At 69.1% G+C, this 23,497-nt stretch carries 19 protein-coding genes and 1 pseudogene; 11 read left to right on the top strand and 9 right to left on the bottom strand.

The features are described 5' to 3' along the window. The 4 genes from G3N98_RS28280 to G3N98_RS28265 all read left to right on the top strand — a co-directional run. The coding region (locus G3N98_RS28280) for a collagen-like triple helix repeat-containing protein (protein ID WP_206149949.1) at nucleotides 1–624 on the top strand (624 nt) is incomplete at its 5' end. 254 nt (nucleotides 625–878) lie between these two features. After that, on the top strand, nucleotides 879–1,847 hold the full coding sequence (locus G3N98_RS28275) for a PRC-barrel domain-containing protein (RefSeq protein WP_089426009.1): 969 nt from the start codon (nucleotides 879–881) through the stop codon (nucleotides 1,845–1,847). Continuing rightward, a complete protein-coding gene (locus tag G3N98_RS28270; RefSeq protein WP_039370460.1) occupies nucleotides 1,844–3,103 on the top strand; it encodes an MFS transporter in 1,260 nt (419 codons plus the stop codon). Before G3N98_RS28275 ends, G3N98_RS28270 begins: the two co-directional genes overlap by 4 nt. Nucleotides 3,104–3,144: 41 nt before the next feature. Further along, nucleotides 3,145–3,711 carry an FUSC family protein gene (locus G3N98_RS28265; RefSeq protein WP_105818711.1) on the top strand — a complete coding sequence of 189 codons (567 nt, stop codon included), beginning with the start codon at nucleotides 3,145–3,147 and terminating at the stop codon, nucleotides 3,709–3,711. 64 nt (nucleotides 3,712–3,775) lie between these two features. Here the strand turns inward: G3N98_RS28265 and G3N98_RS28260 are convergent, their stop codons facing one another. After that, on the bottom strand, nucleotides 3,776–4,156 hold the full coding sequence (locus G3N98_RS28260) for an RcnB family protein (protein ID WP_089473314.1): 381 nt from the start codon (nucleotides 4,154–4,156) through the stop codon (nucleotides 3,776–3,778). Between the two features lie 106 nt (nucleotides 4,157–4,262). Continuing rightward, on the bottom strand, nucleotides 4,263–6,014 hold the full coding sequence (gene msbA / locus G3N98_RS28255) for a lipid A export permease/ATP-binding protein MsbA (protein ID WP_241026117.1): 1,752 nt from the start codon (nucleotides 6,012–6,014) through the stop codon (nucleotides 4,263–4,265). 224 nt (nucleotides 6,015–6,238) lie between these two features. Between msbA and G3N98_RS28250 the strand changes: the two genes are divergently transcribed. The 3 genes from G3N98_RS28250 to G3N98_RS28240 all read left to right on the top strand — a co-directional run bounded on the left by G3N98_RS28250 (nucleotide 6,239) and on the right by G3N98_RS28240 (nucleotide 9,370). After that, a complete protein-coding gene (locus G3N98_RS28250) occupies nucleotides 6,239–6,991 on the top strand; it encodes a glycosyltransferase family 2 protein (RefSeq protein ID WP_089431524.1) in 753 nt (250 codons plus the stop codon). A 120-nt stretch (nucleotides 6,992–7,111) separates the two neighbouring features. Continuing rightward, entirely contained in the window at nucleotides 7,112–7,954 is an 843-nt protein-coding gene (locus G3N98_RS28245) for a glycosyltransferase (RefSeq protein ID WP_069248514.1), read from the top strand. Between the two features lie 135 nt (nucleotides 7,955–8,089). Further along, the gene (locus G3N98_RS28240) at nucleotides 8,090–9,370 is read left to right on the top strand and encodes an O-antigen ligase family protein (protein WP_206149945.1); all 1,281 of its coding nucleotides are present in this window, start codon (nucleotides 8,090–8,092) and stop codon (nucleotides 9,368–9,370) included. Between the two features lie 146 nt (nucleotides 9,371–9,516). Here G3N98_RS28240 and G3N98_RS28235 read toward each other — a convergent pair whose 3' ends face one another. The 3 genes from G3N98_RS28235 to dnaE all read right to left on the bottom strand — a co-directional run bounded on the left by G3N98_RS28235 (nucleotide 9,517) and on the right by dnaE (nucleotide 15,802). Next, nucleotides 9,517–10,695, bottom strand: a complete 1,179-nt coding sequence (locus tag G3N98_RS28235) for a glycosyltransferase family 9 protein (protein ID WP_206149943.1) — start codon at nucleotides 10,693–10,695, stop codon at nucleotides 9,517–9,519. A gap of 177 nt (nucleotides 10,696–10,872) precedes the next feature. Beyond that, nucleotides 10,873–11,964, bottom strand: coding sequence for a glycosyltransferase family 9 protein (locus G3N98_RS28230; RefSeq protein WP_206149950.1), 1,092 nt, complete (start codon nucleotides 11,962–11,964; stop codon nucleotides 10,873–10,875). 307 nt (nucleotides 11,965–12,271) lie between these two features. Then, nucleotides 12,272–15,802, bottom strand: coding sequence for a DNA polymerase III subunit alpha (gene dnaE / locus G3N98_RS28225; protein ID WP_089473319.1), 3,531 nt, complete (start codon nucleotides 15,800–15,802; stop codon nucleotides 12,272–12,274). Between the two features lie 216 nt (nucleotides 15,803–16,018). On the opposite strand from dnaE, the gene G3N98_RS28220 reads away from it, so the two are divergent. After that, nucleotides 16,019–16,873, top strand: coding sequence for a sulfurtransferase (locus tag G3N98_RS28220; RefSeq protein WP_089473320.1), 855 nt, complete (start codon nucleotides 16,019–16,021; stop codon nucleotides 16,871–16,873). 22 nt (nucleotides 16,874–16,895) lie between these two features. Beyond that, on the top strand, nucleotides 16,896–17,789 hold the full coding sequence (gluQRS, locus tag G3N98_RS28215; protein WP_206149941.1) for a tRNA glutamyl-Q(34) synthetase GluQRS: 894 nt from the start codon (nucleotides 16,896–16,898) through the stop codon (nucleotides 17,787–17,789). 184 nt (nucleotides 17,790–17,973) lie between these two features. Here gluQRS and G3N98_RS28210 read toward each other — a convergent pair whose 3' ends face one another. From G3N98_RS28210 to purT, 4 genes are all read right to left on the bottom strand, one after another. After that, nucleotides 17,974–19,542: a DEAD/DEAH box helicase gene (locus G3N98_RS28210; protein ID WP_089426021.1), complete on the bottom strand. Its 1,569-nt coding sequence runs from the start codon at nucleotides 19,540–19,542 to the stop codon at nucleotides 17,974–17,976. 381 nt (nucleotides 19,543–19,923) lie between these two features. Further along, nucleotides 19,924–20,304, bottom strand: a complete 381-nt coding sequence (locus G3N98_RS28205) for an MliC family protein (protein WP_011352779.1) — start codon at nucleotides 20,302–20,304, stop codon at nucleotides 19,924–19,926. Between the two features lie 81 nt (nucleotides 20,305–20,385). Next, the gene (locus G3N98_RS28200) at nucleotides 20,386–20,571 is read right to left on the bottom strand and encodes a DUF6726 family protein (RefSeq protein ID WP_069248523.1); all 186 of its coding nucleotides are present in this window, start codon (nucleotides 20,569–20,571) and stop codon (nucleotides 20,386–20,388) included. Nucleotides 20,572–20,589: 18 nt separating this feature from the next. Beyond that, nucleotides 20,590–21,804, bottom strand: coding sequence for a formate-dependent phosphoribosylglycinamide formyltransferase (gene purT, locus G3N98_RS28195; protein ID WP_089426023.1), 1,215 nt, complete (start codon nucleotides 21,802–21,804; stop codon nucleotides 20,590–20,592). Between the two features lie 213 nt (nucleotides 21,805–22,017). Here purT and G3N98_RS28190 point away from each other — a divergent pair, with 213 nt between their 5' ends. Then, the gene (locus G3N98_RS28190; protein WP_089440712.1) at nucleotides 22,018–22,563 is read left to right on the top strand and encodes an META domain-containing protein; all 546 of its coding nucleotides are present in this window, start codon (nucleotides 22,018–22,020) and stop codon (nucleotides 22,561–22,563) included. Between the two features lie 177 nt (nucleotides 22,564–22,740). Further along, nucleotides 22,741–23,497, top strand: a pseudogene (locus tag G3N98_RS28185) (DNA translocase FtsK); the annotation flags it as partial.

Raw genomic sequence — 23,497 nt, 5'->3', positions numbered from 1 at the left:
CTCGGCTGCGCGAACCTCGTGTCGGGCCTGCTGCACGGGATGCCGGTCGGCGCCGGCTATTCGGCGACCTCGGCGAACGAAGCGGCCGGCGCGCAGTCGCGCTTTGCCGGCCTGTGGGCGGCGGGCGCCGCCAGCTCGGCGATCACGCCGATCACGACGCAGGTCGGGTCGGTCACGCAGACCGTCGCGTCGAGCACGCCGCTCGGCGCGCCGCTCACGAACCTCGTGACGACGGTCGGCAACGGCATCGCGAACGCCGGCACGACGATCGCGAAAACCGGCGGGAATCCGGTAACGACCGGCGTCGGCAATGTCGTCACCGCGACCGGCAACACGGTGGCCACCGCCGGCACGGCGCTGCTGGGCGGTGGCGGCGCCGCGACGAGCCCGCTCGCACCGGTCACGGGGCTCTTGTCGACGGGTGCACTCGGCGGCGCGACGGGCGGCAGCAACCCGGCAGGTACGCTCACGTCGGCGGTCGGCACCGTGACGGCAGCGGTGTCGGGCACAGCCGGCGGCTCGCCCGTCGCGGGACTGACGGGCGGTAGCGGCACCGGTGCGCTCTCGAAAACGGGCGGCGTGCTCGCCCCCGTGACGACGACGCTCGGCGCGCTGGTCAAGTAAGCAGCAGGCCGGCACGGCGCCCGCATCGTCGCAGACGATCGGGCGCCTTCGCCTTCGCCTTCGCCAGCATTCACCCCCTTCCCCACCCCGCGATCCCTTCCTTTTCCCGACAGTCCGCCTCCAGCCAGCCATCGAAATCGGACCTGAAAGCAAGACACGTTAAAATCTCACCTCGCGTGGTGCGCCGCCCGCACCCGCCATCCATCGCCAGCCGCGTGCCTCCGGGCCGCCCCCGACCCATGGAGTGAGTGTCAATGAGCGGCGGACCTCCGTTTCCCGCATCCCGCAGCAAGTCGTTGCCGTCCTCGACGGTTTTCCTGATCCTCGCCGCCGCCACGCTGCTGTCCGGCTGCGGGCTGCTGCCGGTGCAGAATCCGCCCGCGCCGATTAGCGAGGCGCTCGTCGAGCCCGTCGAGGAAACCGCCGGCGAACCGCTGACGATGCCGCCCGTGCCCGCGCCGACGCACCCGGAGGAACCGGAAGCGCCGAAGAAGCCGCACCGCGAAGCCACGCGGCCGAAGCCCGTGCAGCGCCCCGAATCGCCGACACCGCCGCCGCCTCCTCCGCCGCCGATCGTCGCGACGCGCCCGCTCGACCGCACCCAGATCCATGCGCTGCTCGACAGCGAAGTCGCGCGCCGCAACGGCAAGGTGATCGGCCGCGCGGTCGACATGGTGACCGACGCGAGCGGCAAGCCGCGCGAGATGATCGTGAACCTGCAGGGCTTCATGGGCGTGGGCGACCGCAAGGTCATCTTCCCGTGGAACGTGTTCCGCTTCACGCCCGGCGGCAAACAGGAGCCGATCGTGCTCGACGTGCCGTCGGGCGACCTCCCGCCGGCCGCCCGGCCCAAGGCCGTGCCGCTGTCCGGTTCGGCAGCCGCCTCGCCTGCGACGCGGCTGCCGATGCTCGACAGCGACGTCGAGCGCCCGAACGGCACGAAGATCGGCCGCATCGTCGACGTGCTGATCGACCGCGCATCGCAGCCGCAGGCGGTCGTGCTCGACCTCGGCGGCCTCGTCAATACCGATCGCCGTTCGATCGCCGCGAGCTGGGGCGCACTGCGCTTCGTCACGCGCGACAAGGCGCTGCATCCGCAGCTCGACCTGAACGACGCACAGATCAAGGCGTCGCCGCCCTACGCGGCCGACAAGCCGATCGTCGCGGTTTTCCCCCCGCCCGTTGCCCCGGCACCGGCTTCGTCTGCGAGCGCGACCCGATGACGATCAAGCATTCCGTCAGCGCACGCAGTCTCCGGTCCCTCGACTGGCTCAACTTCTTCGTTGCAAACGTTCAAACAGGGTTCGGTCCGTTCATCGCGTCCTACCTCGCGTCGCACAAGTGGACGCAGGGCGAGATCGGCATGGTGCTGTCGATCGGCACGATCAGCGCGATGGTCAGCCAGGTGCCGGGCGGCGCGGCCGTCGATGCGCTGAAGAACAAGAAAGGCGCGGCCGCGTGGGCGATCGCGGCCATCATCCTGTCCGCGGTGCTGCTCGCGTCGAGCCCGACGATAGTGCCGGTGATCGCCGCCGAGGTGTTCCACGGCTTCGCGAGCTGCATGCTCGTGCCGGCCATGGCCGCGATCTCGTTCTCGCTCGTCGGCCGCGCCGACCTCGGCGACCGGCTCGGCCGCAACGCGCGCTGGGCGTCGATCGGCAGCGCGGTCGCGGCGGGCCTGATGGGGCTCACCGGCGAATACTTTTCCGCCCGCGCGGTGTTCTGGCTGACCGCCGTGCTCGCGCTGCCCGCGCTGTTCGCGCTCGCGATGATCCAGCCGACCCACGAGGTGATCCCGCAGTCGTCGAAGCCCGACGATCGCGACGAAGCCGGCGAACGCGAAACGCTGCTCGAGCTGCTGCGCGACCGCCGGATGCTGATCTTCGCGGCGTGCGTCGTGCTGTTCCACCTGTCGAACGCCGCGATGCTGAACCTCGCGGCCGGTGAAGTCACGGCCGGGATGGGCGAGAACGTGCAGCTCGTGATCGCCGCGTGCATCATCGTGCCGCAGGCGATCGTCGCGATGCTGTCGCCGTGGGTCGGCCGCTCCGCGCAACGCTGGGGGCGCCGGCCGATCCTGCTGCTCGGCTTCTCGGCACTGCCGGTGCGCGCGCTGCTGTTCGCCGGCGTGAGCAGCCCGTACCTGCTGGTACCGGTGCAGATGCTCGACGGCATCAGCGCGGCCGTGTTCGGCGTGATGCTGCCGCTGATCGCGGCTGACGTCGCGGGCGGCAAGGGCCGCTACAACCTGTGCATCGGGCTCTTCGGGCTCGCGGCCGGGATCGGCGCGACACTCAGCACGGCCGCGGCCGGCTACGTCGCCGATCACTTCGGCAACGCCGTGAGCTTCTTCGGGCTCGCGGGCGCCGGTGCGCTCGCGGTGCTGCTGGTCTGGCTCGTGATGCCCGAAACGCGCGTCGCGAACGGTGACGCGGCCGCCGACGAACCGGCCGCCGCATCGCCCGAACAGGCGCGCTGACACCGGCGCGCCGCCGTTACCCGCTTCTTGGCCAACGCATGATGGATACGATCAGGACACTCAACGAAGCCCGCCAGCAGATCCAGCAGTCGATCTTCGACCTGTTCAAGGGGCTGTCATTCAGCGAGCGGCTCGCCCAAGGCGGGCTGATGGCGCTCCAGGCCGTGTGCGGCGCCTGCCTCGCGTACGTGATCGGCCGCGCGCTGCACACCGAGCAGGCCGTGTGGGCGGCGATCACCGCGATCGCCGTGACGCAGCACAACTACTCGGACACGATGTCGCTGTCGCGCGACCAGTTCGTCGGCGCGATGGTCGGCGGCGTGCTCGGCTTCGCCGGCGCGGCGCTCGGCGGCGATCGCCTCGTCGCGTATGCGATTACCGTCGCGGTCGTGATCGTCTGCTGCTGGTGCCTGAACGTCGGCAGCGCCGCACGGCTCGGCGGCGTGACCGCGACGATCGTGCTGCTGTTTCCGGGCAACGGCCCGCTGTGGGACATTCCGCTGATGCGGCTCGGCGAGGTGACGCTCGGCACCGTGTGTGCGCTGGGCGTGTGCTGGGTGATGTCGAAAATCGAGCGCCGCTGGTTCCGCCACGCGGCGGCAAAGTGACGCGTTGATCCGGTTGCCCGGCGCGCATCGCGGCATCGCGATCCGTGCCGGGTGATCGGCCAGGTCAGTTGCCGATCCGCAGCACGATGCCGGAACCGATCTGCACCAGCAGGTGATCCCCGCCGACGCCGACCCATTGATAGCCGCGCGGCGGCGGGCTCAGGCGATAGCCGCGCCAGTCGTCGATCACGTACTGGCGATCGCGGAACTCGGGCGGAAGCCGGTCGCCCTTGTGCCATTCGCGGCGCGGCTGGTCGGCCCAGCGCGGCGGCACGTCGTCCTCATGGCGCATCTGGCCGGGCGGCATGTGTTTCGGGCCGTGGCCGCGCTGCATGCCATGGCCGCCCTGGTCGTCGTGGTGGTCGTGATCCTGCGCCATCGCGGCCGGCGCGGCGAAACCCGCCGCAATCAGCGCAGCCAGCATCATTCCGTGCATCTTCTTCATCGTGCCTTCCCTCCGTGTTGTCACGTCGAACGAAACCACTCGGACTGCCCGATGAAGACTAGCACACGGTATCGCGGGGCCACATGACCGCGCATATGACCGCGCGTTACGCCGCCTGCTGCTGGTACTGGATCCGGTGCAGGTGCGCGTAGAGGCCGCCGTGGCGCAGCAATTCGTCGTGGCTGCCCTCCTCGACGATCTTGCCGGCCTCGAGCACGAGAATGCGGTCCGCGCGCTCGATCGTCGACAGCCGGTGCGCGATCACCAGCGTCGTGCGGCCTTCCATCAGCCGCTCGAGCGCGGCCTGCACGTGGCGCTCCGATTCCGAGTCGAGCGCCGACGTCGCTTCGTCGAGGATCAGGATCGGCGCGTCCTTGTAGATCGCGCGCGCGATCGCGAGCCGCTGGCGCTGGCCGCCGGACAGCCGCATCCCGTTGCCGCCGACGAGCGTGTCGAGCCCGTCGGGCATCGCGGCGACCGCATCGGCGAGGTTCGCGGCCTCGAGCGCGGCCTGCACGCGCGCGCGGTCGGGCGTCTGCCCGTACGCGACGTTCGCGGCGATCGTGTCGTTGAACAGCACGACGTCCTGGCTGACCATCGCCATCTGGCCGCGCAGCGCATGGAGGTCGTAGTCGGCCACCGGCACGCCGTCGACCAGGATTGCCCCGTCGGTCGGGTCGAAGAAGCGCGGCAGCAGGTTCACGAGCGTCGTCTTGCCGCTGCCCGACGGGCCCGCGAGCGCGATCATTTCACCGGGCGCGATCTTGAACGAGATACGGTCGAGCGTCGGCCGCTCGGCCGCGCCGTAGTCGAACGTGACGTTGCGGAACTCGATGTCGCCGCGCGCCTGGGCGAGCGGCCGGCCGCCGCCCTGCGGCTCGGCCGGTTCGTCGATCAGCCCGAAGATCAGTTCGGCGGCCGTCATCCCGCGCTGCAGCGGCTGGTTGACGTCGATCAGGTGCTTGAGCGGCGAGATCACCAGCAGCATCGACGTGACGAACGCGACGAAGCCGCCGACCGTCGTCTGGTCGTTCGACGACTGCACGACCGCGATCGTGATCACGACCGCGAGCGCGATCGACGCGAGGAACTGCGTGAGCGGCTGCGCGAGGCCGCCGGAGATCGTCATGCGCATCGCATAGCCGCGCAGGCGCTTGCTCATCTGCGTGAAGCGGTCCATCTCGTACGCTTCGCCGTTGTGCACCTTGACGACCTTGTAGCCGCCGACCGTCTCCTCGACGATGTACGACAGCTCGTTGGTCAGCGTCTGGTGCTCGCGGTTCAGGCGGCGCAGGCGGCGGTTGATCTTGCTGACGAGCCAGCCGATGCCCGGCAGGATCACCGCGACGATCAGCGTGAGCCGCCAGTTCAGGTAGAACAGGTAGCCGAGCAGGAAGATTACCGTCAGCGAATCGCGCACGAGCGTGACCATCACGCCGGTCAGCACCGACAGGATCTGGTTGACCTCGAACACGATCGCGTTGATCACCGTGCTCGCCGTCTCGCGCTGGAAGAACGACGCTCCCGTGTGCAGCATCCGCTGGAACATCTCGAGCCGCAGTTGCAGCAGAATGCGGTTCGACACGTAGTTGAGCAGGTAATTCGACGCGTACTGCGACACGCCGCGCACGAGCGCGAGCCCGATCACGGCCATCGGCACGTACCATTTCGCGCGGTCGCTGCCGTGCGAGCCGAAGCCGTGGTCGAGCAGCGGCTTGAGCAGCGCCGGGATCCCGGCCTCGGTGGCCGCGACGACGCCCATCGTCATCACGGCGAGCACCACGATGCCGATCAGCGGCCGGATGTACGGCCACAGGCGCTTGAGGACCGTCACGGGCGAGGTGCCCGTGCCGTCCATCGGTTTGCGAAGAGTGTTCTGGGTTTCCAAGGCAATCCTTCTTGAGCCGCGAAGCGGCGCCCGGACGTGGCCGCCCGGGAATTCGCCCTGTCGGGCGGGTGCCGAAAAGGGCTCAACATTATAGCCGCACCGCCCACGCCGGCACGGTCCTGGCCGATGCGGGCGGCGCCCGGGCCGCGGGTATACTGCCGCTCACCGTTTTCTCCGCCTTTTCCGACGATTTCATGGCTGAACCCTCCCTCGGCGTCGCCCTCATCGCCCTCAACGCGTCCGCGCGGCTCGCGCAGTGCCTGGCCGCGCTGTCGTTCGCCGACGACGTCGTCGTCATCGACGGCGGCAGCACCGACGATACCGTCGCGATCGCGCAGGCGCACGGCGCGCGCGTGATCGTCGAGCGCGACTGGCCGGGCTTCGGCCCGCAGAAGAACCGCGCGCTCGACGCGCTCGACACCGACTGGATCCTGTCCCTCGATACCGACGAAGTCGTCACCCCGGAACTCGCGCAATCGATCCGCGACACGCTCCGCGCGCCGGCCGCGCAGGTCTATGCGGTCGACCGCCTGTCGAGCTTCTGCGGCCAGTGGATTCATCACAGCGGCTGGTATCCGGACTGGATCCCGCGCCTGTTCCGGCGCGGCGCCGCGCGCTTCTCGGACGATCTCGTGCACGAGCGCCTCGTGTTCGACGGCGCCGCGCAGCGGCTGTCGGGCAAGCTGATGCACTACTCGTACGAGGATTTCGAAACCGTCGTGCGCAAGCTCGACGCCTATTCGACGGCCGGCGCGCGCCAGCGCCGCGCGGCCGGCCAGCGCGGCGGCTTCGGCAAGGCGCTCGCGCGCGGCGCCTGGGCGTTCGTGCGCACCTACGTGCTGCGCCGCGGCTTCCTCGATGGCCGCGCCGGCTTCATGATCGCCGTGTTCAATGCGGAAACCGTGTACTACCGTTTCCTGAAGCTCGGCCACGAACGGGCCCGCTGAGCGCACGCCCGGCAGGGAGCCGGCCCGGCGTTACAATGCCGGGCTGCCCGCGCCGCGCGTGCCCGCCCGACCGGCGGCGCCACGCGCCGCCCGCCACGACGACTACCGAATCCGACCGCCATGTTCTCCATCATCATTCCGACCTGGAACAACCTGCCGTACCTCAAGCTCGTCGTCGACAGCCTGCGCCGCCACTCGGCGTACGACCACCAGATCATCGTGCACGTCAACGACGGCTCGGACGGCACGCTCGACTGGGTGCGCAGCGAAGGGATCGAGCACACCGCGTCGCCGACCAACATCGGCATCTGCCACGCGGTGAACTGGGCCGCCGCGCGCGCCACGCGCGACTACGTCGTCTACATGAACGACGACATGTTCTGCTGCCCCGGCTGGGACACGGCGCTCGTGCGCCGCATCGAACAGATGCCGACCGACCTCTTCATGCTGTCGGGCACGATGGTCGAGCCGGTCGACACGCGCAACCCGTGCGTCGTGGTCAGCAATTTCGGCCGCGACGCCGAACATTTCGACGCGGCGGGCCTCGTCGCGGCGGCTCCGAAGCTCGTGCGGGCAGACTGGCTGGGCTCGACCTGGCCGCCGACGCTCGTGCACCGCGACTGGTGGAACCGGATCGGCGGCTACAGCAGCGAGCTGTCGCCCGGCATGAGCAGCGACAACGACTTCTCGATGAAATTCTGGGATGCCGGCTGCCGGATCTTCATCGGCGTCGGCGACAGCCTCGTCTACCACTTCCAGCAGAAGAGCACGGGCAAGATCGTCAAGAACGATGGTCGCCGCCAGTTCCTGAACAAATGGGGCATGACCCAGGCGACGTTCGACCGCCACTACCTGCATCGCGGCGAGCCGGCGGGCACGCGCGTCGCGCTCGACACGCCGGCCGTGGAAGGCAGCCTGAAGCGCGCGCTGCTGCGCTCGCGGATCAAGCGCGCGTTCAGCTGATCGCGCCCCGAAAACGACACGGAAACGCGCGCTGCTTCGCGTATACTCTGCGCCGTTCGTCCCGGATCTCCCGCCGGGGCGCGCGGCGCGCAGCACGACGTACGCAAGCCGCATTCGTCCATTCGACAGGTTCCGATGCTTTCGTTTTCCGCTCCCGCCTCGCGGCGCCTGACCGCCGCCCGCGCATTCGCCGTCGCCGCGCTCTGCATGGTGCCCGTCTCGACCGCGCTGACCAACGTGTTCTGCGGGCTGTTCGCGGTCGCACTCGTCAGCTCGCCCGAATTCTGGCGCAACCTGCGCTCGTTGGTCACCGACCCGGCCTCGCTCGCGGCGCTGCTGATCCTCGCCGCGCTGGCCGCCAGCGTTACCTACTCGGTCGCGCCGCATGACAAGGCATGGAACTGGGTCGCGAAATACGACAAGCTGTTGCTGATACCCTTTGCCGTGCTCGCCTTCCGTCAATCGAACTGGGCGCCGATCGTGCGGCGCTGCTGGTTCGTCACGCTGTGCGTGATCCTGCTCCTGTCGACGACCAACTATCTCGGCCTGACCGCGATCGGGCCCGCGCACGCGAGCGCGCTGCCAACGTCTCGCGCCTGGGTGTTCAAGAACCATATTGCGTCCGGCATGTTCGGCGCGCTGCTGTTCTATCAGGCGGCCGATCTCGCGCTGTCGACCCGCAACGCGTTGTCGCGCGCAGCATATGCCGGCGTGGCCGTCTGGTCGCTCGTCAACGTGTTCGTGATGCTGCAAGGACGCACGGGGCAGGTCATCGCGCTGCTGCTGATCCTCGTCGTCGCCATTCGGTTCGTGCTCCTGTTGCGCAAGCAATCGGCGCTGCGCGCCTGGCTCGCCGCTTGCGTGCTCGCGCTGGCCGGCGTGGCCCTCGTCGTTGCGGTCGGTACGATGCGCAACGGCCGCCTCGCGGAGGTCACGTCGGAAGTGCAGCAATACCATCAGCGCGACGCGGTCACGTCATCCGGGTTGCGGCTCGAGTGGTACAAGAAGGGGATCGAGCTGTATCGCCAGCGCCCCGTGATCGGCTACGGCGCAGGCGGCCTCCAAGTCGAGTTCGAGAAGCTCGCGGCCGGCAAGACGGCGGCCGAAGGCCAGCTCACGTCGAATCCGCACAACGAATACCTGCTGATGGCCGTGCAGCTCGGCACGCTCGGCCTGCTGCTGTTCATCAACCTGATCGTGCAGATCGCGCGCGGCAGCCGCACGCTCGATCCGCGCTCGCGGCATCTGCTGCTCGGCTGGCTCGCGATCTTCGCGATCGGCAGTCTCGCGAATTCGCTGCTGCTCGATTTCGCCGAAGGGCACCTGATCGTGCTGCTGGCCGGCATCCTGCTCGGCTGCGGCGAGCGCGCCGAGGCGCTGCCGCGCGAAACGTCGGCGATCCGGCGCAGCGCGTAACGCGCAGCGGCCTGCGCTCCGCCGGCGGCCGGCTTCGGCCACCGCGGCGTTCTTCACGATCGAGCTTCGACGGAAACGAGCCGGGCGGCTGGCGCGTCGCCAAACAAGCCGCCTGAAACCGGCGGAAAACGCGCGTCGCCCGCGCGTCAGTCGGATCCGGCGCGGTGCAGTCGCGACGTATCGACGACGGCTTCGGCCGGGCCGGGCGGATTCAGCCCGAGCATCTCGGCCGCCGCTGCTTTCACGCGCTGCGCACCGAGATTGACGAGGCAGTCGCTGCGGCTGTCGACCTTGCGCTCGCAGCCCTCGTGCCGGCACGGCACGCAATCGCCCTCCCCCTGCAGCAGCCATACGTTCCCGTGCCGCCCCGAGCCGCGCAGCGGCCACGGATTCTCGGTCGCCGGCCAGTGCTGCGGCCACGGCCCCCAGCGCACGGGGTCGGACGGGCCGAACAGCGCGATCGTGTCGGTGCCGGTCGCGGCCGCGACGTGCGTCGCGCCGGTGTCGGGCCCGATGAAAAGCCGTGCGCGCCGCACGAGTTCGGCGCTTTCGCCGAACGTCAGGCGGCCGACCAGGTTCAGTACGTCGCCGCCCGCTTCGGCCGCGACCTGCTCCGCATACTCGCGCTCGCTGTCCGCCGGGCCGCCCGACAGCGCGACCGCGAAGCCGCACTCGCGCAGCCAGCCGATCATCTCGACCCAGCCGTCGAGCCGCCATTGCTTGTAACGGAACATCGGATACGGATGCAGCACGACCAACGGCTTGCCGGCGCGGATCGCCGGCGATTCGGCCAGCCACGCGTCGAAGCGCGCGCGCCGCGCCGGATCGTCGCCGATGCCGGGCGCGACGACCTCGGGCACCGGCTCGATGCCGATCACGGGCGCGAGCGCCAGCGTGCTGACGACCGTATGCGCGGATTCGTGGTGATTGATCGCGATCCCGTTCAGCATCATCCGCGTGAGCCACGTCACGCGGTTCGGATCGACGAGGCCCACCCGCTTGCGGCCCGCGAACCAGCTGTAGAAGCGCGGCCGGTCGGAGCTCAGCGCCGCGCACGCGAGATCGTAGCGGCGCCACATCGACAGCGCGTCGCGCAGCCGCTCGCGAAAGCCCGCGCGTTGCGCGACGACGATCACGCGCCGCACGTCCGGATTGTGCTCGAGCACGCCTTCGGTGCCGCGAAACACCAGCATGTCGATCTGCGCTTCAGGCCAGCGGGCCTTCAGCGAACGGACGAGCGGCGTCGTCAGCAGCACGTCGCCGATACGGCGCGGCGCGGCAACGAGGATGGTTCTGGGCGGGCGGGCGGAAGAAAACAGGGCCACGGCGGGTGTGTCTGGCTGGCTGAACAAGGCTGGCAATGTACAGGATTTTGCAGCAGCCGGCGCGACATGGCGAATCGGCCGTCCGGTCAGCCTGATGCGGCCCCGCTCGCGAGGTGCCGCGCGGCAGGCGCACCCGTGCGCCGGTGGCGTACGCGGTGCCCTGCGATACCCGCGGCGCTACGAAGCGATGGTCATGATCACCGGCGCCGCAGCGGCAGCCGCGGGCTGAGTGTGTGCTGCGTCGGCCAACCGTTCGTCGCGATGGGTGGCCTGCGGCAGCAGGTGATTCACCGCACGCTCGACCGCGTCGACGCCGATCGCATCGACGGTCGCGCCGGCGCGCACGATCACGTGCGGCACACCGAGCGGATGCCAGCGCAGGTATTTCTCGGGACGGTCCTCGAACAGCGCGGCGACGGGCACGCCGAGCGCCGACGCGAGGTGCACGGGGGCGCTGTCGGCGGAGACGATCACATCGAGCAGGCTCGCCGCGGCCACCAGCTCGGCGACCGACGACGGCGCAACATGGCGCGCGCACACGTCGCGCCACGAGTCGTCCTCGGGGGCATGGCGGACGGCCGGGTCGCGGAACACGATCACGTCGGCATGCGGCGCGAGGCGCTCGGCGAGGTCGCGCCAACGATCGGCCGGCCAGCGGCGCTCGACCGCCTTGTTCGTGACGAACAACCCGACGCGCGGCTTCGTGCGTGCGCCGAGCAGCCGGTACCACGCGTCCTGCAACGCGCGGTCGGGATGAACCGACAACGCGAGGCGGTCGACGTCGGCGCGGCCGAGTTCGGGTACGAGCCGGAAACCCGACAACGCCTCGTGGCACATCGGCCGCTCGGCGACATGCTCGGGCTTGCGATCGTCGAATTCCGTCTCGGCATCGTGCCAGCGGCAATCCTTCGCGCCGATCTGGCGCGCGAACTGCATGCTGCTGCGATGCATGCCGCCGTTCGGCACGACCACGAGGTCGAACCGCAAGCGACGCAGGCGACGTACCAGCCGCAGCCGGTCGAAGAACGCGCGCATCCGCCCGGGACGGTCGTTGCGCTCGCATTGTCGGCTATAGACGTAGGTGTGGATCGTGTCGACGTCCGGGTTTCCGTCCAGCGCGGCCGCGTTGTAGCGGTTCGCGACCACATGGAGTTCCGCGCCGGGCCAGCGCTCCTTCAGCGCGCGGAGAAACGCCGTCGTGCACAGCATGTCGCCCAGAAAATCGATCCGGATCACGAGGATCCGCTGCGTCGGGTTCACATTGGCCATGGTCATGTGGAGACTGTCAGTTTTTGTCGTCGCGACGAGCCATTTCACGGCATCCGGTTCCGGGACGGCCTGGTCGCCTATCGCGGCTCGCCGCACGGATCCGCCCCCGCTTATGTGCGCGATACCGGCGCAATCCGCCGGACAAGCGGCGGTCAGCGCCGCGTTCGTGCGGCTAGCGCCGGATTGTATAGCGTCCGGATGGCGAGCCCAAGACCCGCTGGCGTGAACCTGCAAAAACGGCCCGCCGCACCGCCCGATGGCGATGCGACGGGCCGCATGGCGCGACAGCCGTTCGGCGTAGGCGCGATCAGTACGTGATTTCGACGACGCTGCCGTCGAACGTCGCGCGCAGCTCCGCGAGCAGCACGTCGCTCGGCTTCACGCGCCATGCGTCGCCGAGGCGCATTTCACCCTGCGCCCGCGCGTTGCTGTAGTGGACCTGCACCGCAAGCCCGTTCGGCAGCGGCGCCTGCGGGCGACGACCGCCATCGCGCCCGCCGCCGCGCGGCGCCGGTGCGTCGACCACGTTTGCCGCCGGATCGTCCTTCGACACGTGCGGCTCGAGCACGCGGCGCAATGCGGCCGCGTCGGCGTTGCCGTTCATCGTCAGCCGGACGGCCTGCGCATAGCGGCTGCGCGCGCGCTCGAGATCCATCACGGTATCGGCCGTGAAGCGGATGCCGCCCGTGAACGCGTCGTTGCGCGCCTGCCCCTGCACGATCAGCAGCTCGTCTTCCTTGAACAGCGCCTTGTTCGCCTCGAACTGCTCGTTGAAGATCGTGATCTCGCACTGCCCCGAGCCATCGTCGAGCAGCGCGATCAGCATCTTGCCGCGCTGGGTCATCTGCGTGCGCAGCGACGCGATGATGCCGGCCACGAGCTTGTCGCGCCCTTCCTTCAGGTCGCCGACCTTCTGCCGCACGAAGCGGCGCACCTCGTCGCGATACGCGTCGAACAGATGGCCGGACAGGTAGAAGCCGAGCGCGCCCTTCTCTTCCTGCAGGCGGCGCTTGTCGTCCCACGCGGGCTCGTCGACGAGCGCATGCGCGTGCGGCGACTCGGCGCCCATGTCGAACAGGCCGGCCTGCATCGCGTTCGCCTCGGCCTGGTCGGCCGCTTCCATCGCCAGCGGCACCGACGCGATCAGCTGCGCACGGTTCGTGTTCAGCGAATCGAACGCGCCGGCACGGATCAGCGCCTCGACCGTGCGGCGGTTGACGACGCGCCGGTCGATCCGCTCGCAGAAGTCGAACAGGTCGGTGAACGCCTTTTCCTCGCGGGCGCGCAGGATTTCCTCGATCGCGTTCTGGCCGCTGCCCTTCACCGCGCCGAGGCCGTAGCGGATCGTGCGCGAGCGCTTGCCGTCGGCTTCGGCGACCGGCTCGAAGCGGTAATGCGAAGCGTTGATGTCGGGCGGCAGCACGACGAGGTTGTTCACGACGCAATCGTCGAACAGGATCTTCACCTTGTCGGTGTCGTCCATCGCGAGCGTCATGTTGGCCGCCATGAATTCGGCCGGATGGTGCGCCTTCAGCCACGCGGTGTAGTACGCGAGCAGCGCATAGGCGGCCGCGTGCGACTTGTTGAAGCCGTAGCCCGCGAACTTCTCCATCAAGTCGAAGATCTCGTCGGACTTCTCGCGCGTGAGGCCGTTCTTCGCCGCACCCTCGGCGAAGATCTCGCGGTGCTTGGCCATCTCCTCGGGCTTCTTCTTGCCCATCGCGCGACGCAGCAAGTCCGCGCCGCCGAGCGAGTAGCCGCCGATGATCTGCGCCATCTGCATCACCTGCTCCTGATAGACCATGATGCCGTAGGTCTCTTTCAGGACGGGTTCGACGCGCGGATCCGGATACTCGACCTTCTCGCGGCCATGCTTCCGTGCGCAGAAGCTCGGGATCAGGTCCATCGGGCCCGGACGGTACAACGACACGAGCGCGATGATGTCCTCGAAGCGATCAGGCTGCGCATCCTTCAGCATGCCCTGCATCCCGCGGCTTTCCAGCTGGAACACCGCGACCGTGTTGGCCTTCTTCAGGATCTGGAACGACGCGGGATCGTCGAGCGGCACCTGCGCGAGCGACCAGTCGGCCTTCGACGGATCAAGGCGGCGGATGTAGCGCTCGGCCCAGTCGAGGATCGTCAGCGTCGTGAGGCCCAGAAAGTCGAACTTCACGAGGCCGACGGCTTCGACGTCGTCCTTGTCGTACTGGCTGACCACGCCGCCGTCGTCGCCCTGCGTGTACAGCGGGCAGAAATCGGTCAGCTTGCCGGGCGCGATCAGCACGCCGCCCGCGTGCATCCCGACGTTACGCGTGAGGCCCTCGACGCGCTGCGCGAGATCGAGCAGCTGGTGCACCTCGTCCTCGTGGTCGTAGCGCTCCTGCAGTTGCGGCTCTTCCTTCATCGCATCGGCGATCGTCACGTGCTTGCCCGGCTTGAACGGGATCAGCTTCGCGATGCCGTCGGTAAACATGTACCCGAGGTCGAGCACGCGGCCGATGTCGCGCACGGCCGCCTTCGCGGCCATCGTGCCGAACGTGGCGATCTGCGACACGGCGTCCGCGCCGTACTTCTCCTTCACGTACTGGATCACGCGGTCGCGGCCATGCTGGCAGAAGTCGATGTCGAAGTCGGGCATCGACACGCGTTCCGGGTTCAGGAAGCGCTCGAACAGCAGGTTGTAGCGCAGCGGGTCGAGGTCGGTAATGCCGAGCGCGTACGCGACCAGCGAACCGGCGCCCGAGCCGCGGCCCGGGCCGACCGGCACGCCGTTGTTCTTCGCCCAGTTGATGAAGTCCGCGACGATCAGGAAGTAGCCCGGGAAGCCCATCTTCGTGATGGTCCCGCACTCGAATTCGAGGCGCTTGTAATACGTGTCACGCTGCGCGTCGCGCTCGGCCTCGACCGGATACAGCTGCGCGAGACGGGTCTCGAGCCCTTCCTTCGACAGCTGGACCAGGTAGTCGTCGAGCGACATGCCGTCCGGCGTCGGGAACAGCGGCAGTTTCGGCTTGCCGAGCTCGAGCTTCAGGTTGCAGCGCTTCGCGATTTCGACCGTGTTCGCGATCGCCGACGGCAGGTCGGCGAACAGCGCGACCATGTCGTCCTGCGTGCGGAAATACTGGTCGGTCGTGAAACGCTTCTGGCGCCGCGGGTTCGCGAGGATGTCGCCTTCCGAGATACACACGCGCGCCTCGTGCGCGGTGAAATCGTCGTCGGTCATGAACTGCGTCGGGTGCGTCGCGACGACCGGCAGCTTCAGCGCCGCGGCGAGCGTCGCGGCCTGCTGGATGTACGCCTCGGCGCCCGGCTGGCCGTAACGCTGCAGCTCGATGTAGAAGCCGCCCGGGAACACCTTCGCCCAGCGCTCGGCGTGACGGCGCGCGGCTTCTTCGTTGCCCGCGGCAAGCGCGAGCCCGATATCGCCCTGTTGCGCGCCCGACAGCGCGAGCAGCCCTTTCGAGAGCTCGCCGTCGAGCCAGCTCGCGTCCAGCTCCGCACGGCCGCGGTACTGGTTCGTGAGCCACGCCTTCGACAGCAGCTCGCACAGATTCAGGTAGCCGACCTTGTCTTTGACGAGCAGCAGCAGCCGCGACGGCTTGTCGCGGTCGTCCGGATTGGCGATCCAGACGTCGCAACCGGCGATCGGCTTGATGCCCTTGCCGCGGGCTTCCTGGTAGAAACGAACGAGGCCGAATGCGTTGCCGAGATCGGTGAGCGCGAGCGCGCCCTGACCGTCCGCGGCCGCCGCCTTGACGATGTCGTCAATGCGCACGATGCCGTCGGCAATCGAGAATTCGGAGTGAACGCGAAGATGGACGAAGCGGGGATCTGACATGGGCGCTATTGTAGCCGCCCCGCCGCGCAGGCTGCCCAAAAAATCCCCGCGCTGGCCGTTCGGCCGATGCGCGCGACCGCACGTCGCGCGGCTGGCCAAACGGCAGGGTGCCGGCCCGGGCGCGGTTTGCGGGATAATACGGCTTTTCGAATCCACGCCCCGGCTTCGCACCCTTTTTTGCGGGCCGCCGTGCGGCCGTTTTCCCGTCGGACCATCATGACCATCGTCAACCTCGCCGCCTACCACTTCGTGTCGCTCGACGCGAACGAGCAATGGCGCCCGCTCGTCACCGCCCGCTGCAACGAACTCGGCCTGCGCGGCACGATCCTGCTCGCGCCGGAAGGCATCAACCTGTTCATCGCCGGCACGCGCGAAGCCGCCGACGCATTCATCGCTTACATCCGCCACGATCCGCTGTTCGAGGGCAAGTTCGCGTCGCTGCAGTTCAAGGAGAGCCTGTCCGACTCGCAGCCGTTCCGCCGCATGCTCGTGCGCCTGAAGCGCGAAATCATCACGATGAAGAAGCCGGCGATCAAGCCGGAACTCGGCCGCGCGCCGTTCGTCGACGCGCGCACGCTGAAGACGTGGCTCGATCGCGGCCACGACGACACGGGCCGCCCGGTCGTGATGCTCGACACGCGCAACGCGTTCGAAGTCGACGTCGGCACGTTCGACGACGCGCTCGACTACCGGATCGACAAGTTCAGCGAATTCCCCGAAGTGATCGACGCGAACCGTGCCGACCTCGAAGGCAAGACGGTCGTGTCGTTCTGCACGGGCGGCATCCGCTGCGAGAAAGCCGCGATCCACATGAAGGAAATCGGCATCGAGAACGTGTACCAGCTCGAAGGTGGGATCCTGAAGTACTTCGAGGAAGTCGGCGGCGCGCACTATCACGGCGACTGCTTCGTGTTCGACTACCGCACCGCGCTGAATCCGCAGCTCCAGCCCACCGAGAACGTCACGTGCTTCGCGTGCCGCGCGGTCGTCACGCCGGACGCGCAACAGTCGCCGAGCTACGTGCCCGGCAAGTCGTGCCCGGCCTGCGCACCGGCGGCCAGCGCCGCGTAAGCGCGCACTGCCCCGCGCCCCGATGACCGGCTATCGCGGCCGCTTCGCGCCGTCGCCCACCGGCCCGCTGCATTTCGGGTCGCTGGTCGGTGCACTCGCGAGCTGGCTCGACGCACGCGCACACGGCGGCGCATGGCTCGTACGCATCGAGGATCTCGACGGCCCGCGCACGGTGCCGGGCGCCGCCGACGACATCCTCGCGACGCTCGCGCATTTCGGCATGACGCCCGACGAGCCGCCCGTCTGGCAAAGCACGCGCGATGCCGCGTATACGGCCGCGCTCGAACGGCTCGTCGCGGCCGGGCTCGTCTATCCGTGCGGCTGCACGCGCAAGGAAATCGCCGATTCGCTGCGCGCCGCGCACGAGCGCCATACGACGCTCGCGTACCCGGGCACCTGCCGCACCGGCCTGCACGGCAAGCCCGCGCGCGCGTGGCGGCTGCGCGTGCCGGACGGCGACGACGCGATCGTCACGTTCGACGATCGCTGGCAGCACACGCAATCGCAGAACCTCGCGACCGAAGTCGGCGATTTCGTGCTGAAGCGCGCGGACGGCCAATGGGCCTACCAGCTCGCGGTCGTCGTCGACGATGCCGATGCGCACATCACGCACGTCGTGCGCGGCGCCGACCTGCTCGACTCGACCGCTCGCCAGATTCACCTGCAGCACTGCCTCGACGTGCCGACGCCGCAATACCTGCACGTGCCCGTCGTCGTCGATGCGAACGGCGAGAAGCTCAGCAAGCAGACGGGCGCGACCGCGCTCGAACGCGACGATCCGCTGCCGGCGCTGCAGGCCGCGGCCGCGCACCTGGGCCTCGCGCCCGACGGCACGCTCGCAGGCACGACCCTCGATACGTTCTACGCCGCCGCCACCGCCGCATGGGCGAGGCGCTTCGTGCCTCAGGCCGGCTGACGCACGGCCAGCGCGCCGATGTCGCGGCGACCGAGCCTAAGCCGGATGCCGACTGTCTCGCCCCCGCCGACGCCACGCGCCCGCCTCCCCCATCAAACCGCAGCCCCAATGAAAAACGGGCACATGCTCATCGCATGCACCCGCTTCTGCAGCAGCGCGCGCTGCGCCGTCACGCCCGCCCGGCTTACGCCGACGGCTTGCGCGGCATCCCGAACCCGCCGAGCAGTGCGGCGACCTGACGCTTCGGCCCCTTCTTCTCGGGCTGCTGCGCAGGCTGCGCGTCGTCTTGCTGCTTCGCCGGCGCCGACGGCTCGTACGGCTTCAGGAAGAAATCGTCGACCGGCGCTTCGTGGCGACGGTGATGACCGCGCTCGGAACCGCCCGGACGGCGCCCCGATGCACCGCGATGCTCGTCGCGATCGCGACGGCCGCCTCGTTCACCGCCGCGCTCGCCACCGCGCTCGCTGTTGCGATCGCCGCCGCGGTCGTTGCCGCGCTCGTCGTGACGATGGCGCGCCGGCTTGTCGAGCGCGAGCGTCTGCACTTCGAGCGGACGCTTGATCAGCTTCTCGATATCGGCGAGCTGCTTGCGCTCGTTCGGGCTGCACAGCGACAGCGCGTCGCCCGTCGCACCCGCACGGCCGGTACGGCCGATCCGGTGCACGTAGTCTTCCGCGCTGAACGGCAGATCGAAGTTGATCACGGCCGGCAGTTCGGCGATGTCGAGGCCGCGCGCGGCCACGTCGGTCGCGACCAGCGCCTCGATCTCGCCGCGCTTGAACGCGTCGAGCGCCTGCATCCGCTCGATCTGCGTCTTGTCGCCGTGGATCGCCGACGCGACCACGCCGTCGCGCTCGAGATTGCGCGCAAGCCGGCTTGCGCCGATCTTGCTGTTGCAGAACACGATCACCTGCTTGAGACCGCGATCGCGCAGCAGCTGCACGACGGCCGCCTGCTTGTCGCCTTCGGCGACGTCGTAGACGATCTGCGTGACGTTCGCGTTCGTCGAGTTGCTGCGCGCGACTTCGATCGTCTGCGGGTTACGCAGGTAGGTCGACGCGAGCTTCTTGATTTCGCCCGAGAAGGTGGCCGAGAACAGCAGCGTCTGGCGTTCCTTCGGCAGCAGGTTCAGGATGCGCTGCAGGTCGGGCAGGAAGCCCATGTCGAGCATCCGGTCGGCTTCGTCGAGCACGAGGATCTGCACCTGGCCGAGGTTCGCCGTCTTCTGCTGCACGTGGTCGAGCAGGCGGCCCGGCGTCGCGATCAGGATCTCGACACCGCGGCGCAACTCTGCCGACTGCGGGTTCATGTCGACGCCGCCGAACACGACCGCGCTGCGCAGCGGCGTGTGCTTCGCATACGCGTGCACGTTCGCGGCAACCTGGTCGGCGAGTTCGCGGGTCGGCGTGAGGATCAGCGCACGCACCGGGTGACGCGCCGGAGACGCGCTCGTGTTGGCCTGCGGCAGCAGGCGCTGGATGATCGGCAGCGAGAAACTCGCGGTCTTGCCGGTGCCCGTTTGCGCGGCGCCCATGACGTCGCGGCCGGCGAGCACGACCGGAATGGCCTGCGCCTGGATCGGCGTCGGCGTCGTATAGCCCTGCTCCGCAATGGCTTTCAGGATATCGGCGGCAAGGCCGAATTGATCGAAGGTTGCGTCGACGGGCTTGGCGACAGAATCGGACATGGTGGCGTTTCGCTCAAAAGGCGCGGCGGGGACATCGTGCGTCAGGCCAGCCGGGCCTGCGCTCATCACAATTCGGAAATAGACGGAGCCGCGGCGCGCCGCGCGGCGCCGCTCTGGCGCTTGGGACCGGTTCAATGTGAACGCTGGACGCCAGGCCGTGCGGACTCCGTTCGGCGCGAATGCCGGCGGAAAGGGGCGTATTGTAGCACTGCGCGGCCATCTGTCCGTGACAACGCGGCGAACGGCCACGACGGCGGTTCGCGCGGCAGGCCCGGGCAAGCCCGCGCGGCAGACGGATGCCCCGATCGGACTAGCCCGATGGGCCAGCGGATGATTTCAGGGGTCTGATCCCCGATCGCCCGCGGCCAGGCCGCGTATCCGGCCGTCAGGCCCGGGAGCCGGCCGCCGGCCGGCACCGTCAGCACGATCCACGTTCCCGCCCGGCGCTCAGCCCTTCTTCTTTTTCTTCTCGACCTGTACGCAGTCGCCCAGCAGCGGCGGCGAGCTCTGGTCGGCGATCTCGTCGCGCAGCGTCGCTTCCTTGCCCTTCGTCCACCACGTATAGCGGCCGGCCTGGTAGCGCGCGCCCGACGCCGACACCGTGTCGACGAACAGCATCTGCTTCCCGTTGACCGGCACGAGCGCGAAGCTCTGGCCATTGCCCGCGAGCCAGTACGACACGCGCACCGGCTGCTTCTGGTTCGCGCACTGGTAGACGGTGAACTGGCGCGAATCGGCGTCGATCTCTTCGACGGTCAGCTGCGCGGCATGCGCGACGGAAACGGCCGTGCCGGCGAGCGCGAGCGCGGCGAGGGTTTGGCGGATCATGCAGGTCCTCTCACGAGACGGGTGGAAACGCGCCCTCGCGGGGCGCGTGATTATTGTTGGCGATCGGGTCGGGTAGCGTGCTCAGGGATCGATGACGTCGGCACACGCGTCGGTCGGTGCGGCCGCGACATGACCGACGAGCGGCACGATCTTGAGCCCGGCCGAGGCCACCCGGCACGGTGCGGCCGCGAGCCCGCAACCCGCGAGGTTCACTGCAAGCGCCAGCGCGGCGGCCAGCTTTCCGATACGCAGCCACTTCGGCGTCATCGTCCTCTCCTGATTACGTCAGCGGGCCGACACGGGCCGGACGGCCGCGGCGGCACGCTTCGCGCGTTCGCGGGCTTCGTCGACGGTCGCGCCGGTCGCCAGCGCGACGCCCATGCGCCGCTTCGCGAAACTTTCCGGCTTGCCGAACAGGCGCAGGTCGGCGCCCGGCACGGCAAGCGCGTCGCGCACGCCCTCGAACGCGATCCCGCGCTCGTCGAGCCCGCCGTAGATCACGGCCGACGCGGCCGGCGTACCGAGCGCCGGATCAACCGGCAGCCCGAGAATCGCACGCGCGTGCAGCTCGAATTCCGACTGACGCTGCGACGCGAGCGTGACGAGGCCCGTATCGTGCGGCCGCGGGCTCACCTCGGAGAACCACACGTCGTCGCCGCGCACGAACAACTCGACGCCGAACATCCCGCGCCCGCCGAGCGCCTCGGTGACCTTGTGCGCGATCTCGCGCGACTTCTCGAGCGCCACCGCGCTCATCGGCTGCGGCTGCCACGATTCGACGTAGTCGCCCGCGACCTGCACGTGGCCGACCGGCTCGCAGAAATAGGTGCGCGTGGCGTTCGTCGCCGGATCGATCGCGCGCACGGTGAGCTGCGTGATCTCGTAGTCGAAATCGACGAAGCCCTCGACGATCACGCGGCCGTGGTTCACACGCCCGCCCGCCATCGCGTAGTCCCACGCCGGCTTCACGTCGGCCTCGGTCTTCACGACCGACTGCCCCTTGCCCGACGACGACATCACGGGCTTGACGACGCACGGCATGCCGATCTTCGCGATCGCCGCGCTGAACGCCTCGAACGAATCCGCGAACGCATACGGCGAAGTCGGCAGGCCGAGCTCCTCGGCCGCGAGCCGGCGGATTCCTTCGCGATTCATCGTGAGCTGCGTCGCGCGCGCGGTCGGGATCACTTCGGCAAGGCCGGCCGCCTCGATCGCCGCGAGCGCGTCGGTCGCGATCGCCTCGATTTCCGGCACGATCAGGTGCGGGCGTTCGGCTTCGACGAGCGCGCGCAGCGCGGCGGCGTCCGTCATGTCGATCACGTGCGCGCGATGCGCGACCTGGTGGCCCGGTGCGTCCGGATAGCGGTCGACCGCGACGACTTCGACGCCGAGCCGCTGCAACGCGATGATGACTTCCTTGCCGAGTTCGCCGGCGCCGAGCAGCATGACGCGCGTGGCCGAGGGTGAGAGCGGCGTACCGAGCCGCTGACCGATCTGCATGTGATTACCCGCTTCTGGTGGAGGACGAAAACGGCTCCGATGTTAACACGCGCCACGTCGCCGGTTTTGCGCGTTTCGCCGTGCCGGCAACCGGCCGCGGGCCGCTCGCGAGCAGGCTGCGAACGTTTTCACGCGTGAAGTGTCGGCTCGCCTGCCGCGGGGCGGGTGCGTTACTCTTACGCCTTGATCAGAATCCGATGAGGAACGAGGCTCATGTCCCACCTGTCCGCCGCCGCACGCGCACGCACCGGCCTGCTTCGTCCGTTGCGCGCGCCGCTCTGCGCGTTGACGCTTGCCACGCTTCTCGCCGCCTGCGCGATGCCGACCCACCCCGATTCCGCCGCCCCCGCACCCGACCCGTACAACCCGGCCGCAGTCCAGTTGCTCGACGACACGAGCTGGGAACTCACCAGCTGGCTGAATGCCGACGGCACGCAGCGCGCGATCCCGCACGGCGACAACGGCGAGCCGATCAAGCTCGCGCTGTCGACCGACTCGGGCATCCGGCGCGCCAGCGGGTTTTCGGGCTGCAACCGCTACATGGGCACCTACGCGATCAAGAACGGCCTGTTGAGCTTCGGGCCGCTCGCCGGCACGCGAATGGCCTGCCCGAATACGCTCGGCGGCCAGCTCGAAACCGCGTACCTCGACGCACTCGCCCACGTCGACAAGACCGGTGTGCAGATGCGCGAGCCGCAGCAATTGCAGATCGTGACCACGTCCGGCGCAACGTTGACCTTCACGCACCGGAGCCCCTGATGCACGGCGCGCGCGAAGGCCGACCGACCGCCTTCGCGTGGCGCGCCACGCGCGCGTGCCGCGCACACGCGTCGCGCGGCGTATATCGGATGCACGCCGCGTTAGAGTCTTGTTCGCCGGCCGGTTAAACTCGGCGGGTCGCGCCACGCGCGCCCCTCCCCACTCCTGTTTCAAAGCATGCACACGGTTGTCTTCGGCTGGTTCGGCATCTCCGCCGTCTGGTTCCTCCTTCTCTTCTGGCGTCTCGTGCAGGCGATGCTGCCTGGCGGTGTCGGGCTTGCCGGCCGCGGCTCGATCCGTCTGTGGCTCGGCTTCGCCGCGGTGTTCGTGGCAAGCTGCACGCTGACGAGCCCGCTGTCGGGCCCCGACACGAACGCGCTCGGCCATGCGTTCTCGGCAGGCTTCGCCCACGTGCTCGGCCCGATCGGTACGCCGGTCGCGATGGTCATGCTGTTCTTCGCCGGGCTGCCCTGGCTGACCGGCATCGGCTGGCGGCAGTTCGCCGCGTGGGTCGATACGTCGTTCGGCGTCAAGCTGGCGCGCGACGTCAGTGACGACGAAGCGCGCGGCATCGCCGACCTGCCGCGCAGCGCATTGCATCGCGACGACGACATCGTCCAGCCGACCACCGCGCATACCGTCAATTCGATGGCGCCCCGCCAGAACGGCCGGTATTCGCGCCCGACGCTGTGGAAACCCGACCCGCAGGCGCGGCCGAAGCCGCGCAGCAGCACGCCTGCGCGCCCGCACGTGGAACCTGTTGCGCCGTCGGGCTGGTTGAAGCCGGCCGCGCCCCAGCGCAGCATGCCGACACCGCCCGCGCCGATCACGCCGGCCAGCGCGATGCCGCCGCCGACGACCGGCAGCACCGCCAGCCTTGCGCGCGCAGCCGCGAACTCGCAAGTCCCGCGCCCCGATCCGGCCCCGCTTCCTA

It is taken from the genome of Burkholderia sp. Tr-20390 (assembly GCF_017104595.1).
Classification (GTDB): Bacteria; Pseudomonadota; Gammaproteobacteria; order Burkholderiales; family Burkholderiaceae; genus Burkholderia.
The sequence above is the reverse complement of the archived record's forward strand: the minus strand, read 5'-3'. Positions and strand labels throughout refer to the sequence as shown.